Genomic DNA, 15,096 nt, shown 5'->3' on the forward strand with positions numbered 1-15,096 from the left:
GAAAGCCGCTCAGACTCATCACCTGTTTGAACTTCATTCTCAACCAACAAGAATCAATAAAGACATACATCCGGAACATCTCTCACTGCGGCCGGCGCGGAATCTCGCGGCCCAAGGCCTCCGTCCTCCACCACGGACAGATCGCCGAAATCGAAAAGGGCGTGCTTGTACAGCTTGAGGCGCGGACTCAATCCTTCGGGCCCCACCCGAACCGCGATGAACTTCGCGCGATCGGTCTGCATCATCCGCTCGAAGTCCCGAACGGATTGCTTCGAGGACTCGGGATACCCGAACCGGGAGATGGCTTCCAGAACCGCAGAGGTCTGGATCCCGCTGTAGATGAGGTTGACTCGCTTGGGCTGGGATTGGGACTCGGAGGCCTCGATGGCGACCTGGGTCATCTTGTCCGCGGAGTGCTCCCAGAGCAGCGCGTTCAGCTGGCGAACCCGCTCCAGCTCCGGGGCGGACACACCCATGTCCTGGAGGAGGCGCCACAGCTCCGAGCCAGACTGAAATGGAGCTTGCTTCTCGTCGAAGCGCACCAGGTACATCTTGGATTCGAGCGTTCCGTCCTCCAGGAAGCTCAGTCCCAGGAACAGGGGGTAGTACTCGGTCCGCAGCGCGGAAGCGAAGGTCTTCACCCGCTCCGCGAAGGGCCCTACCCGGAAGCGCTCCGGCAGGCGGCTCATCGCCTCATCGAAGCCGGAGTGCCCGCGCATGGGGTCGAAGTGCCAGCTGGCGGCAATGGAATACCGGGTGGGGCCTCCGGGCTTGAACTCCGCGCGCACCAGGCCCAGGTCCGATGACCGGAATGTCTCGCAGATGGCCACGGACCGCTCGACGCCCTCGTTGGAGATGCCGAGCTGACGCGTGTACTCCCGGAAGGCCTGCGTGACCGTCCCATTGTCGCTGTAGAGCATGAAGCCCAGGCCGGGCTCGTCCACGTTGTAGGAGAACTCAATCAACGCCTTCTTCGCGATGCCCAGGCCCTGCACCGGGAGCCAGTACTCCAGGAACCGCCGCACCTCGGAGGCCTCGCTCAGCAGGCCTTGGGCGCGCAGGGCATCCCGGACGAACCACCCCAGCGTCTTGTCCGGCTGCCACATCGCTTCCGTGTCGAAGTGGCAGATGCGATCACGCGGTCCAACCCGCTGAGGAGCCACCAGGTTGGCCAGCACCCGTCCCGCGTAGCGCGCTCCCAGCGCCACCCGGCTGGCGGGCCACAGTGCCTCGGTGCCCAAGCCCTTCACGGACTTCTGCTGCCAGGCGCGCTTCGCGAGCCGCAAGGCGATGTCCGGGCGCAGGAGGAACTCCGCTCCCGCCTGGACGTGCATCAGCTTGAGGAACTCCTGGTAGATCTCCGGATGCTCGTGGTTCAGCGCGTAGAGTTCCTCCACGTACCACTGCGCCAGCTTGATGAGCCGTGTCCGCTCGCCGGGGACGTGGGGGTGCCGCATGGCCTCCGCCGTCACGAAGAACCAGAGTCCCTGGATCCACTGCGCGCCCGTGCGCAGGTACGACGCCGTCCAGGCCTGGGTCACCGCCTCCAGGCTGTCGAGCTGATGCAGCGCCTCGTTGAGGAGGTTCGCCTCCAGCATCGCCACCGACATGCCCTGGCCGAAGACGGGGTCGAAGTAGCACCACGCATCCCCCAGGACGAGCAACCCCGCGGGGAAGTCCCGGATGCGCTCGAAGTGGCGCCATTTCACGTCCGGCACCCGGTACATCTGGACGTCCGAGACGGGCTTCGCGTCCTTGATGGCTTCGTAGATGTCCGGCTCGCGGAGGCCGCGGGCGAACTCCACGAACCCGTCCTCGTCGCGGGGTGGGTGGTGTCCTTCGTAGCCGAACAAGGACACGATCCAGCGATTGCCCTCCACGCCCTGCATCGCCCCGCCGCGTGGCGCGTCGGGCGGCAGCGGGGTGATCCACAGCCCTCGCCAGTCTCTGGCGGTCTCCGGCTGCTCGAAGAGACGTGACACGTAGCAGAGGTTGATGGGCAGCCGGCTCTCCTCCGGCGGGCTGAACCCCAACTCCGACAACCACTTTCCCAGCTGCGAACCGCGCCCGCTCGCGTCGACGACGATGTTGGCGAGCCGGTTCGTCACCGCGCCGCCGTCCCCATGGCGGTCATGCGTCTGGACACCGAGAATCCGCCTTCCATCCGGCGTGGCCAGCAGCGCCCGCACGGCGGTCGACTCCAGGATCTCCACGTTGGAATAGGCGCGAAGCCGCTCTCTCAGGTAGCGCTCCAGGGAGAAGCGTGTCTGCGGGTACAGGGTGATGCCGCTGCGGTGGCGCGGCATCCAGTCTCCAAACTGCAGCCACCGGAGGTCCTGGGTGAAGTCGAAGGGCTCGATGCCGTCTGCCTTCATCTGCTCGACGAGGCCGGGGAAGTACTGCTCCAGCAGGTCCACACCCTTTCGCAGCAGGACGTGGATGTGATTGCCCTGGGGCGCGCCCTGGCGCGGGCCGTCCTGGAGCACGTCCCGTTCAATGACGGTGACGCGCTCGAAATGGTCCGCCAGCACGCGCGCGGCGCTGAGCCCACCAATGCTGGCGCCAATGACAATGGCGCTCCCAGGAAGTTTGTTCATGCCGTGTCCCGCCTCTTGCAGCGTCAACGCTCGGGTTGCTCGCGGAAGCCGTTCAGGCCGCCGCCTGCTGTCCGGTCAGGTGCGCCAGGATGAGGTCGTGGACTTGCGTGGCGTGGAGTGTATCTGCCTCGATCAGTTCGCCATGTCGTGTCATCAGCACCGGCCCATCCTCCGGGCCGGTGGGCAGGCCATGCGCCCCTTTGAGGAGGGAGCCGTCCATCGAGACGACCTCCAGTCGCGATCGCACGCCCAGCATCTCCTTCACGACACTGCCCCCCAGTTCCAGCATTCGCAGACCGAGCTTCGGGTCCACGAACATCTCCAGCGGGTCGTAGCCCGGCTTGCGGTAGATATCGACGGTCCGCGCGTAGTCCGGCGCACGCGCATCATCGAGCCAGTAGAAGTACGTGAACCAGGCATCCGGTTCAGCCAGGGCCACCAGTTCGCCGGAGCGTGGGTGGTCCAGATGGTGGGTGCGCTTGCCCTCGGCATCGAGCACCTGGGCCACCCCGGGCTCCGCCTCGACCAGCGCCTTGACCTCGTCCAGGAGCGCCGGGTTCCGGACGTAGATGTGCGCGATCTGCATGTCCGCGACGGCGAACGCCTCACTGCCGCTGGGATAGACGACGTCACGGCCGCCCTCCTCCCGAATCGCCAGCCACCCTCGGCGGCGGAAGAGGCGGTTCAGGTGGACGGCCCGGGACACGGGGACCGCGCCGAACTCCGAGAGGATGATGACGCGCACGCCGCGCGACTCATAGAAGCCAATCAGCTTCCCGACGACGTCGTCGAGCTCGCGAAGGCTCTTGTGGATCTCCTTCGCGTCCGGTCCAAACGTGTGCGGCGTGTAGTCCAGGTGCGGCAGGAAGACGAGCGAGAGCGTGGGGCTGTGCCGCTGCTCCAGCCACATGGCGACGTCGGCGATCCACTCCGAGGAGCGGATGCTGTAGCGGGGCCCCCAGTAGTCATACGCGGGGAAGTTCCCCAACGCCTCGACGAGCGGCTTGCGCAGGTGGAGCGGCTCCGTGAACACGTCTGGCAGCACCCGCCCGTCCGCGGTGAAGGACGGCTGCGGCGTGATGGCGTAGTCCGCCTTCGAATACATGTTCATGAACCAGCACACGCGGGCGCAGGTGAAGCTGGGGTCGAGCTTGCGGGCGGCATCCCAGAGCTGCGGCGTCTGCACGAGCCCGTCGGACTGGGGCCAGAAGCGGACCTCTCCCAGCTCCCGGTTGAGCCATCCATCTCCGACGATTCCGTGCTCGCTGGGGTATCTTCCGGTCAGGAACGTCGCCTGCATGGTGCAGTTCAGCGCCGGCAGGACGGGCTGGAGCGGCACCATGCGCCCCCGCTCCACGAATGCCTGCATGTTTGGCGTCGAGGGGCCGACAAACCTCGCGCTCAATCCAGGCAAGTCCAAAACGACGCAACGTTCCATGCCCGAAGCAAACTGCCCACGAGCAAACCAGTCAATCACCGACCAGGTTGTCCCATACCCTGGTCTGAGATGAGTGTTTAGCCACTTCAACCAGGTCAGCCGCGTGTAGAATTTTACCGCGGCCATAGGCTGGAAAGCACTGACGCGAGCGCTCGCGCCTGGAATGAGTGACACCGCACCCAGTGCACTGGGTAGTGAAACGAAACGGAATACATGGTCTGGAGGGGCGGGTCAGGGGTGCGCGGCCGGCCTTCGTGACCACGTCCTCCGCGGCGGCGAAAAACCGCGCCCAGGCCCACTTGTAACTCATTGAGTCCACCCCGGGCCAGACCCACCAGATAGGAATTGAAGCCCCCCGCGCATCAATCCCATCCAGCATCACCCCAAAAGACACACTTGCCGACGACCATCCCGGAGGTTCTTGACGGCTCGTTCCCACGCACGCGAGACTTCGCCTGACGCCTTTCACGTCTCACCATCCATCTCCGAGGGTCATACCGCGCGAGCGCAAGGCGTTCGAAGCGCGCCCCCTCGTTGCTGTCACCCGTTGGAACACCAGGAAAACATGGACTTCAGTTGGACTCACGAGCAGGTGGAGCTCTATGACCGTGCCCTCGCCTTCGCGCGAGCGCAGTTGCCCGAGGCCGCAAAGCCCAGCAAGGAAGTGCTGCCACGCGACTTGTGGCAGCGCTGTGGTGAATTCGGCTTCCTGGGGCTGCCCGTGCCAGCGGCGCATGGCGGACTGGGGCTGGACACGCTGACCACGGCGCGGGTGATGGAAGCGCTGGGGCGCGGCTGCGTGGACACCGGACTGGTGTTCTCCGTGGGAGCTCACCTCTTCGCCTGCGTGATGCCCATCCTGGAGAGCGGGGATGACGCGCAGAAGTCCCGGTACCTGCCCCGCCTCTGCTCAGGGGAATGGGTGGGCGCCAACGCCATCTCCGAACCGGAAGCGGGATCGGATGTGTTTGCCCTGAAGACGCGCGCGGTGCGGGACGGCGACAGCTACGTGCTCGACGGAGGCAAGAGCTACGTCACCAATGGCCCTTCCGCGGACGTCTTCCTCGTCTATGCCGCCACGCAGCCTGCCCATGGGTACATGGGCCTGAGCGCCTTCCTCGTCGAGAAGGACACGCCGGGACTGTCCGTCGGGCGCGCCTTCGAGAAGATGGGGCTGTCCACGTCGCCCATCGCCCCCATCTACCTGGAGGGGTGCCGTGTCCCGGAGTCCGCGCGGCTGGGTGCGGAGGGACAGGGCGCGGCGCTCTTCAAGCGCTCCATGCAGTGGGAGCGCGCATGCCTCTTCGCCGCCTACGTGGGCGTCATGGAGCGCGTGCTCGAACAGACGGCGGACTTCGCCCGGACCCGCAAGCAGTTCAAGAAGGCCCTGGGGAAGAACCAGGCCATCTCCCACAAGCTGGCGGACATGAAGCAGCGGCTGGAGGCATCCCGGCTGCTGCTGTACCAGGCCTGCTGGAAGATGGACCGAGGCCTGGACGCCGTCATGGAAGTGTCCCTGGCCAAGCTGGCCATCAGCGAGGCCGCCATCCAGAGCGGCCTGGACGCCATCCAGATTCACGGCGGCATGGGCTACGTGGCCGAAACGGGCATCGAGCGCGTGCTGCGTGACGCCATTCCCAGCGCCATCTTCTCCGGCACCTCCGAAATCCAACGCGACATCATCGCCAACCAGCTCGGCCTATGACACTCGACCAAATCGTCATCCGTGCAGCGGCGAAGGCTCCCGAGTCCATCGCCATCAAGGGTCCCGACGGGACACTCACCTACGGCCAGTTGGACGCGCTCGCCAACCGCATCGCCCGCGCGCTCCAGGAGCTGGGCGTGAAGCAGGGAGACCGCGTGGGGCTGTGGACAGAGAAGTCCGTGCGCGCCGTCGCCGCGATGCAGGGCATTGCCCGGCTGGGCGCCGCCTACGTCCCCCTGGACCCGCTGAACCCCGCGACGCGGACGCGGCTCATCCTCGACGACTGCGGCATCGACGTGATGGTGACCACCACCACGCGCGCCTCCGAACTCCACAACGCGGGCATGAGCCGGCTGCGCTACCTGCTGGTGGACGACAAGGGGCCAGAGATCTGCTGGAACCGGCTGTGCGGTTTTTCGTCCGAGCCGCTGCCGCCGCACGGCTCGGGCGACCACGACCTGGCGTACATCCTCTACACGTCCGGCTCCACGGGAACGCCCAAGGGCGTGTGCATCAGCCAGCGGAACGCGATGGCCTTCATCGAGTGGTGCCATGCGCTGCTGGGCACCACGCCGGAGGACCGCTTCAGCAACCACGCGCCGTTCTTCTTCGACCTCTCGGTGCTGGACCTGTACGCGGCCTTCATGGGTGGCGCGTCCGTCACGCTCATCCCGGAGGCGCTGGCCTTCGCGCCGGAGAAGCTGGTGGAGCTGGTCCTCCGCGAGCGGTTCACCTGTTGGTACTCGGTGCCTTCGGCGCTGATGCTGATGATGCAGGAAGGCGGTCTGCTGAAGCATGGGGCGCTGCCCTTCCGCGCCGTGCTCTTCGCGGGCGAGCCGTTCCCCATCCGGCACCTGCGCCCGCTTCGTGAGCACCTGCGGCAGGCGCGGTTCTTCAACCTCTATGGACCCACGGAGACCAACGTCTGCACCTTCCATGAGGTGACGGACATTTCGCCCCACCGCACCGAGCCGGTGCCCATTGGCCGAGCGAGCTGTGGCAACCGCGTGTGGTTGGCCCGGCCGCCGCCGGACTCAGAGGAAGCGCGGGAGGAAGGCGACGGCGTGGGCGAGCTGATGGTGGAGGGCCCCACGGTGATGCTGGGCTACTGGGGCCAGCCGCGCCACGGGAGCGGGCCGTATGCCACGGGGGACCGCTGCCGCGAGCTGCCGGACGGCACGTTCGAATACCTGGGCCGCCGCGACAACATGCTGAAGGTGCGCGGGCGCCGCATCGAAGCGGGCGAAATCGAAGCGGCGCTGCTCACGCACCCGGACATCCGCGAGGCGGGCGTGATCTCCACCGGCTCCGGCCTGGAAGCGCGGCTGGTGGCCTTCGTGGTCAGCGGCGCCAGCAAGCCCCCTTCCCTGCTCAAGGTGAAGAAGCACTGCGCGGAGCGGTTGCCTCGCTACATGATTGTCGACGAGGTCCGCGTGCTGCCCGAGCTGCCCCGGACTCCCAACGGCAAGCTCAACCGGCGCGCACTGAGGGAACTGACGCAGGCGCCTTGAGTTGGTGACGGGCCGCCAGGGAGCCTGGCGGCCGTCCCCACACCGCCCGTGCAACCGCCCCGCGCCTGCCGCAACGTCTCCTCGACTTCGTACAGGCCCCCGACCATGATGGCCGCGCGCGTCAACCGGGCCACATGGATTCCACCACAGCTGAACGGCCTCGCCGGCGGTGGGCTCGAATCATCGCGGGCGGGGTTTTTACAATCCTGGTCGTGCTCCCCGCGCTGGCGCTGGTCGCTGCCGTGGTGGTGTTGCGCAACCTCGACAGTCCCTGGCTGAAGCAGCCCATTGTCTCCGAGGTGGAGGCGGCCACCGGGCTCCAGGTGGATTACCAGGTCGCCCAGGTCGAGCTCCTCTCTGGGTTGAAGCTGGAAGGGCTGGTGGTGCGGACACCCGCTCCGTTCCACAGCGCCGCGCCCGAGCTGCTGCGCGTCGGAACGTTGGAGGCGCACTGGTCGCCCGGTGCGCTGGTGACCGGCCCCATCCGGATTGAGCGGGTGGTGGTGCGAGACGTGGCGCTCGCCCTGGTCACTGACGATTCAGGTGCCACCTCCCTCACGGGACTGACGGGACCTGAAGCCCCAGAGCCGCCACCCGTTGAAGCGCCGGTGGGGGCCTCCCAGCAGGTCGCCGACCTCCTGGGAGCGCCGCTTCCTGTCGGGCACGTCGATGTGTCGGGCGTGTCGCTGAGCTACGTCCGCGTCCAGCGTGGCGAAGTCGCCGAGCGCTGGTCCCTGGGCGGGCTCGCGGCGCGAGTCGAAGCGAAGCAACACGACGGGGAATGGAAGGTCTTCGCGAACCTGGGCCAGGCGGGCGCCCCGCTGCCGCTGGAGCTGCGCCACGAAGGCTCCGCCACGCCCCTGGCCCTCGCGGAGCTGGCGTTCGCCCTTTCGATGGAGGCTGGCGCTTCGGCCGCTCGCGCGCAGGTGGACCTCGATGTCACCCGGCAGACCTTCGACCCACGCTTCTCGGTCCGGTCGCTGCTTCACGGCGCGGTGGCCGCGCGGTTCGATGTCGAGAAGCGCCACATCGCCGTGGCGCTGGAGCGCACCCAGCTGACAGACAGCGCGGAGCTCGAGGCCCAGGCCGTGCTCCCGGATGCCGCGGACGCGCCCCCGGTCGTGACACGCGCCCTCGCGGACATCGACCTTGGAAGGCTGCTGGCGGCAATCCCTCCCGAGTGGCGTCCGTTCACGCTCGAGCGCGGCAAGGTGAAGCTGGACGCACAAGACGTCACCCTGAGCGCGATGCCTCAACTGGGGCCTCGCGGCAAACTGGGCCTGGACGTGGACGTCGCGTCGCTCCGGATGACCGGTGAGCCAGTCCAACTGGCGCTCGGCGGAGGACGCGTCACCCTGGTGGCGACACCTGATCCGCGGCAGGGGCTCTCCGCGCAGCTGACGTTCGGAATCGATGGGCTCGACGTGGGAGGCCCCATTGCCCTGCGGATTCCAAAGGCCCACGGTGAAGTGAAGGGACATCAGCTCCGCCCTGAGCCCTCATCCCCGCTCCAGGTCGCCGGGAACGCGAGCCTGTCGGGCATGGTGGAGTCCCTGGACCTCCGGACTCCCGACCTCCGAGCGAAGGCCGAACGGATGGGCTTCCAGCTCAGCGCGCCGCTGGCGGCAGCGCCTCCCTTCGCACTGAGCGCGAACGTGCCCGTCGGGGCGCTCCATGTGTCGTCGCCGGATGGGCGCACGCTGCTGAAGGGCCCCGTGCGCGTGAAGCTCGATGCGTCGGACGCGTTCCCGCAGCTCGACGAGCCCCAGCTCAGCCGAGGCCGCGCGCAGCTCGTGCTCGACGTCGGCGACATGCAGGCGTCCCTGGATGCCACCAAGGGCACTGACGCGGTGTCTTACACCCTGGCCGCTCGGACACCGGACCTCGCCGCCGCCCGCCCCTTCATTCCCGAATCGGTCGCGGCGCGCATTCCGTGGCGGCACCTGGGCGTGAGCCTGGACTCCAAGGGCAGCGTGAAGGCGCTCTTCTCCTCCGCGCCACGGCTGGAGCACCGCACGGAGCTGAAGCTGCAACGGCCCGCGTGGGACCACGTGACGGCCAGCAACGTCGCCGTCGTGATGCGCTCGCGGGGTGACGCCTGGCGCCACCAGGGCGACGTGGACCTGCGAATCGAAGGGCTCCGGGCTGGGGAGAAGGACATGGGGCTCCAGCATCAGACGCTGACCCTGGACCTCAACCGCCGGAAGCCCGCGTTCCGGTTGGGCATCACCAGTCATGAAGGGCCGAAGGTCATGCTGGACGCCGCGGCGGCGTTCGACCGGAAGGCCCGTGCCCTTCGCATCGACGTGAAGGGCGACATTCCCCCACTGGGAACCCTGGCGCCCTTGCTGGCCATGGCGCAGGTGCCCCCGGAGCTGGATGCCGGGCGGCTCGCGGTGGGCATCGAGCTGCACGGCACGCTTCGCGGCGTGCTCACGGGTGTCACAGCCGATGGCACGCCGCGACTCGCCCCGGACCCGGCGCGTACCGCCAGCTTCGATGGAACGGCGGTGGTGCGCGCGCGGGGCCTGCGCTGGAGGCAGGACGCCCTGTCGCTCAACGTTCCCGCGCTGCATTGGCAGCTGGGCTCTCGCGTCGAAGGTCCCAAGCGAACCGTTCACAGTGACCTGCGCGTGGAGAAGCTCACGGTCGGAATGAGCGATCGGCGGCTGTCCTTCTCGGAGCTGACCAGCGACACCACTGCCAGCTTCACCGAGGCGCTGGAAGCGGACGACATCGAGCTGAAGCAGCACGTGAAGCTTCGCGCGCTCGAACAGAACCCGGCGCTGCCCTATCCGGTCCAGGACGTGGAAGCGACGTTCTCGGCGCGGCGCAAGCCCACGGGCGTCATCCACGTTCCCCAGCTCCAACTGACCAACGCGGGGACCCGCACCCATTTGAAGGTCCGGGGGCGGCTCGACCTCAGCGAGGACCGGCGCCGCCTGGGACTCCGGGGCGAGCTGTCGCAGGACATGGCCAGGCTCGCGCGACCCGGGATTCTGGAGGGAAGCGGCAAGGTCACCGTCGACTTCCGCGTGGGCTCACCCGACCTCGTCGTCTTCCGGACCATCTCCAACCTGCTCCTCCAGGACTTGAACCTGCGCCTGCCCGAGCAGGGGTTCGAGATTGAAGGGATGGACGGCAACGTCCCGCTCACCGAGAACCTCGAGTACAGCGAGGGACAGCTGCGGCTGCTGAGCGACATCGACGTGAACCCGTACCCGATGCTTCGTTTCGCCGACCAGCATCCCCTGCTCTCCCGCAGCGGGTATGTGTCCGCCAAACGCATCAGCACGCCGCTCGTCGCCGTCGCGCCCCTGGCGGGGAATCTGTCCATCGACCAGCACGTCGTCTCCATGACGCAGTTGGAGATGGGGGTTCGCGGTGGGCGCATCACCGGACAGTGGCTCCTGGACTGGCAAGGCAAGCACTCCACCCTGGAGGCCCGCGTGCGAGCCACCGGGGTCCAGTCGTCCCGAGGCGAGCCCTTCGACGGCAATGCCGCCGTGGTCATCTCCGCGAAGGACCGCAGCATCAATGGCCGCGCGGAGATTCTGCGCATTGGCAACCGCCACCTGCTGGACCTGCTCGACATCGAAGACCCCCGCCATGTCAACCCCGCCACCAACCGGGTCCGCTATGCCTTGCGGCTGGGCTACCCGGAGCACGTGCGGGTGAGCTTCAACCACGGCTTCGGCAGCCTGCGCATCACCATGGGCGGCCTGGCGAAGCTGCTCAGCATCGACGAAATCCGGGGCATCCCCATGGGCCCCATCGTCGACCAGCTCATCAAATCCATGACTCCTCCGGAGACCACGCCATGAAACACCGTGGGTTGCTGCTGTGGGCCGCCCTCGCCACGTCCGGGTGCATCAGCGCGCCGGAGATTGTCATGGTGGACCGCGCGACGGCGCTCGAGGAACAGGCCTCGGGCTCGTTCAAGGACGTGGAGCAGCGGCTGGCTCGCGCAGGCATGAACCCCACGCCGGTGCCATTCACACCCAATCAGTTGGAAGAGCTGGGCATCCAGCCCACGCCGCTGGTGGAGAACATCGGCAGGACGCCCGCGGACCGCGTTGACGACCTGCTGCGTCGCCACTGCGTGGGCGAAGGGCGGGACGGGCTGCTGGCGACGACCCGGCGCCGCTGCCAGGCCGGGCGCATGACAGCCGACGACATGGCCCTGGTCGAGCGGGTGAATCGCTCCCGTCAGTTGCTCTGGAAGTGGATGCGGTCGGCCCGCCCCGACGTCCCGGAAGTGACGCTGCGCCGGAACTGGCACAAGGTGCACGCGGAGGGCGTCGTCTGCGGCGGTTGGGTCGAGGCCGAGGATGGGACCTGGGGAGAGAAGCAGTGCTGACGCGGCGGAGACGGGGCGTCGTGGCCCTGGTGACGCTGATCGCGGGGAGCGTCTGGGCGCAGGACGATGAGAACGATGGAGGACTGCGCACGCCCACCCGGCTCACCGTGGGCGTGGGCGACCAGTTCCTGGGGCAGCTGACGCCTGACGGGAACACGTTGATCTTCGCGTCCAACCGCAGCATCGCGACCGAAATCTTCACGCAGGACCTGGAGCGCGGCCGCGAGCGCCGGCTGTTCGACGAAGGCGCGGATGTCACCTGGCCGCGCATCAGTCCCGACGGCAAGCACCTGCTCTACATCTCGTTCCGCAACCAGGCCGGTGGCCAGCTGTGCGTGCGCGAGCTGCCCACCGCGAAAGAGCGCCGGTGCCTCGAAGGAGACGCCAACGCCCTCCAGGCGGAGTGGATGGACGCCTCGCACATCGCGCTGGTGAGCCGGGCCACCATCCAGGGCGACCTTCACCTGTCGCGAGTCGAGCTGGGCGGCAAGTGGCGTGTGACGCCCCTGCTCGAGCGGAACCTGACCAGCCCGACCCTTTCCCCCGATGGGCGCTGGCTGGTGTACGTCCCCATCGAGCGCTCCGTGCGGCAGGTGGGCCCCGGCTTCGCCGCGCGCGCCGCGCCCCATCTGGAGGCGTTGCGCCTGGATGCCCCCGGCGCGAAGCCCGTCCCGCTGTCGCTCGACATCCCGGGGCAGACGGGACAGCCGGCGTTCTCCCGGGATGGGCGCTACCTGTACGTGGTGCAGTTCTTCACGGACTCGAATGCGGATGGCGTCATCGATGCCAGCGACAGCGGCGTGCTGTTCCGGGTGCCATTCGCGACGGAGCGTGACGACGCCGCCGAGCAAGCCGCCGCCGCCAATCCGGACCAGCTCACCAGCAAGTCCTGGAACTGCCAGTACCCGGCGCCCGCGACCACGTCTCTGGCGGCGACCTGTTCACGCTCGCAGTCCCTGGACGTGTACCAGATGCCGCTGGATGGCCAGGTCCCCAGTGCATGGGATGCGCGCCGGCTCAGCGAAGAGCTGAGGATGGTGGGCCGGCGCGCCGATGAGCTGCTCCTCTATCGCCACCGGCTGCTGCTCGAGACGCGCCCCAGGCTTCGCCGCCTGCTGATGATGCGCATGAGCATGCTGCACCTGGCCTCCGAGGACTTCAGCGCGGCGGAGTTCTACGCCCGCCACCTGGGCACGGTGAGCGACCCCGCCACCGCGGGCCTGGAGGAACCGCTCCGCATCCTCATCGACCACCGGCGCGCCATGAAGGAGCGCGAGCGGGGCCGCATGGTGGAGGAGCAGAGCGTCGCGGAGCAGAAGCGCATGGCCGCGCTGGATCCCGCGAACGCGCTCAGCCCCGCTGCCGCTGTCTTCCAGCACGTGGTGCGCAGTGAGCTGGCGGATGACGCAGGTGACTTCACGCGGGCCCGAAAGGAGCTGGAGGCGGCCGAAATCGCCGACACCACGCCGCGCGCGGTGCTGGAGGCATACCACGCGCGAGCGGACGTGCTGTACCGTGAGCTCGATGAGCGCGAGCCCCTGATTGAAGCGGGCCGGCGGCTCTCCGAGCACCGCATCTTCCCGGCCGACGACCAGCTCGACTTCGCTCGCGCCGCGGTCCGCGCCCTGTACCGGGGACGCCCCTACGACGAGGCGGACGCGGCGATGGCGCAGGCACTCACGACAGCGCCCGCCGGTTCGGCCTACGCGTACGCGCTGGAGCTGGGCCGCCACATCAATGCGCTCCGAAGCGACCGGCCTCCTCGTGCCGTGCGGGAGGCCCTGCTCGGCTTCTACCAGCAGCAGAAGGACCCGCTGCGCAGACGGGTCCTGGTTCAGGACGCCGTGGAGCGGGCGGCGGGGCTCGGCGCCGACAGCATCATGGAATCGCTGGCGATGGTCTACGTCGACGACACGCCCCCGGGTAGCGAGGAACGACGCCGCGCCGAGCGGCTCTTTCGCCGCGCACTGATGGGCCGCGCCTACCGGCGGCTGGCGCGGCAACGCCAGGACATGGCGCGTGCGGACTTCGACCTGGTGACGCAGCGGACGGGTTCGCTGGAGAGCGCCGTCGAAGCCATGAACCTGCGCTTGCGAGCCGGCGTCAGTCCGGACGTGGTGGAGAAGGAAGTCACCACCACCGCTCCGAACATGGCGAAGCCGCTCGCGCACTTCGTGAAGGCCTACGTCACCGCGCGCCAGCTCTCCAAGTTGGAGGGGGATGCCCATGCGCAGGCCGTGACCTCGGCGGTGAGGGAGCTGCGTGCCGCGTGGCCGGAGCTGAAGAACCAGCGCGTGGTGCAGGCGCTCCTGGGTGCCATCCATCACGAGGACTTCCTGCGCAACCGCGACCCCGCCGCCGCCGAGCGCGCCAACCGCTACTACATGGTGGCCCTGGACTTGATGCGGAACAACGTCCGCTACCGGGCCATGATTCTCGGCGCGCTGGGGCTGCTGCACACGCAGGTGGGCAACTTCCACATCGCCCTGGGCTACCTCGAACAGCGGGACAAGCTGCCGTACGTGGACAATTGGGCGGGGCTCGCGGTGTCCATGGCGCGGGCCCACGCGCTGCTCCACGTCGACCGTGAAGCCGACGCGGCCCAGGCGGCGGACAAGGCCCTGGCCATGGTGGAGACCACGCAGCGGCTGTCCAGGTTCCTCCCGCTGGCCCTGGACCGTGCCGCGCTCTACAACCTCGCCGCGGGCCGCTTCGAACGGGCGCTGACGCTCTATGACCGGGAGCTGCCGCTCTTGGAAGCGAGCCCCCAGGACGAAGAGGGCCTGCGCAACCGGATGGTGGTGCGGCTGGCGCGCGGCGCCGCGGCGCTGGGTGCTGGTCAGCCGCAGCGGACTCTGGAGGACCTGGAGCAGGTCGAGCGAGACCTGGCGACGCCCGGGGTTCGGAGCGCGTTGAAGTGGGCCCACTCCACGCCGGAGCATGTCCTGCGCTCCTATCGCCTCATCGCCTCGGGCCTGCGCGCGAACGCGGAGACCCGGCTGGGACGCCTGGACGCCGCGGCGCGGGCGCTCGAAACGCGGCGCAAGCTGTACCTGGATCAGTTCGACCAGTTGGACCGCGATGAGGACATCCGCGCCGTGACGCTGGCGGAGCTGCGGCTGGCGGAGAACGCGGTGGACCAGCAGGACCCGGCACGGGCGGCGCGTTGGCTGGGCGAGGCGTTGAAGCACTCCGACTCGCTGGTCGCGCGGACGCACGCGGAAGTCGATACGGGGCAACTGGACGTGCTCTGGTTCGCGGCACAGCTGAATGTGAAAGGCGACGGAGGCTTGCCCTTCGACGTGTCCCAGCGACTGGGCAAGGCGCGCCGCTCCCTGGTCGAGCGGCGTGACCCGGCCTGGCGCCCGTACCTAGCGTGGTTCGAGATCTATCAGGCGCTCGAAGCGCCTGCGGCCGAGGAGAAGCGCGAAGCCCTGGTGCGTCCCGCCGAGCCGTAGGAGCCCCGCTCGACTGGCAAGGCGCGT

7 protein-coding genes are annotated in these 15,096 nt (G+C 68.2%); 5 read left to right on the forward strand and 2 right to left on the reverse strand.

Translation table 11 applies throughout. The features are described from left to right. Positions 1 to 53 precede the first annotated feature (53 nt). Complete coding sequence (locus BHS09_RS21675; protein ID WP_140798815.1) at positions 54 to 2,597, reverse strand: NAD(P)/FAD-dependent oxidoreductase; 2,544 nt, start codon at positions 2,595 to 2,597, stop codon at positions 54 to 56. 52 nt (positions 2,598 to 2,649) lie between these two features. After that, complete coding sequence (locus BHS09_RS21680) at positions 2,650 to 4,035, reverse strand: alkaline phosphatase family protein (RefSeq protein ID WP_140798817.1); 1,386 nt, start codon at positions 4,033 to 4,035, stop codon at positions 2,650 to 2,652. A gap of 565 nt (positions 4,036 to 4,600) precedes the next feature. Between BHS09_RS21680 and pigA the strand changes: the two genes are divergently transcribed. From pigA to BHS09_RS21705, 5 genes are all read left to right on the forward strand, one after another. Further along, positions 4,601 to 5,740, forward strand: coding sequence for a prodigiosin MBC biosynthesis dehydrogenase PigA (gene pigA / locus BHS09_RS21685; RefSeq protein WP_140792815.1), 1,140 nt, complete (start codon positions 4,601 to 4,603; stop codon positions 5,738 to 5,740). Then, complete coding sequence (locus BHS09_RS21690; protein ID WP_140798819.1) at positions 5,737 to 7,251, forward strand: amino acid adenylation domain-containing protein; 1,515 nt, start codon at positions 5,737 to 5,739, stop codon at positions 7,249 to 7,251. The genes pigA and BHS09_RS21690 overlap by 4 nt, the downstream gene beginning before the upstream one ends. 134 nt (positions 7,252 to 7,385) lie before the next feature. Continuing rightward, positions 7,386 to 11,075, forward strand: a complete 3,690-nt coding sequence (locus tag BHS09_RS21695; protein ID WP_140798821.1) for a hypothetical protein — start codon at positions 7,386 to 7,388, stop codon at positions 11,073 to 11,075. Continuing rightward, the gene (locus tag BHS09_RS21700; RefSeq protein WP_140798823.1) at positions 11,072 to 11,611 is read left to right on the forward strand and encodes a DUF1318 domain-containing protein; all 540 of its coding nucleotides are present in this window, start codon (positions 11,072 to 11,074) and stop codon (positions 11,609 to 11,611) included. Before BHS09_RS21695 ends, BHS09_RS21700 begins: the two co-directional genes overlap by 4 nt. Continuing rightward, positions 11,605 to 15,069 carry a TolB-like translocation protein gene (locus BHS09_RS21705; RefSeq protein WP_237079750.1) on the forward strand — a complete coding sequence of 1,155 codons (3,465 nt, stop codon included), beginning with the start codon at positions 11,605 to 11,607 and terminating at the stop codon, positions 15,067 to 15,069. Before BHS09_RS21700 ends, BHS09_RS21705 begins: the two co-directional genes overlap by 7 nt. The last annotated feature ends 27 nt before the right edge of the window (positions 15,070 to 15,096 follow it).

This window comes from Myxococcus xanthus (assembly GCF_006402735.1).
Classification (GTDB): domain Bacteria; phylum Myxococcota; class Myxococcia; order Myxococcales; family Myxococcaceae; genus Myxococcus; species Myxococcus xanthus_A.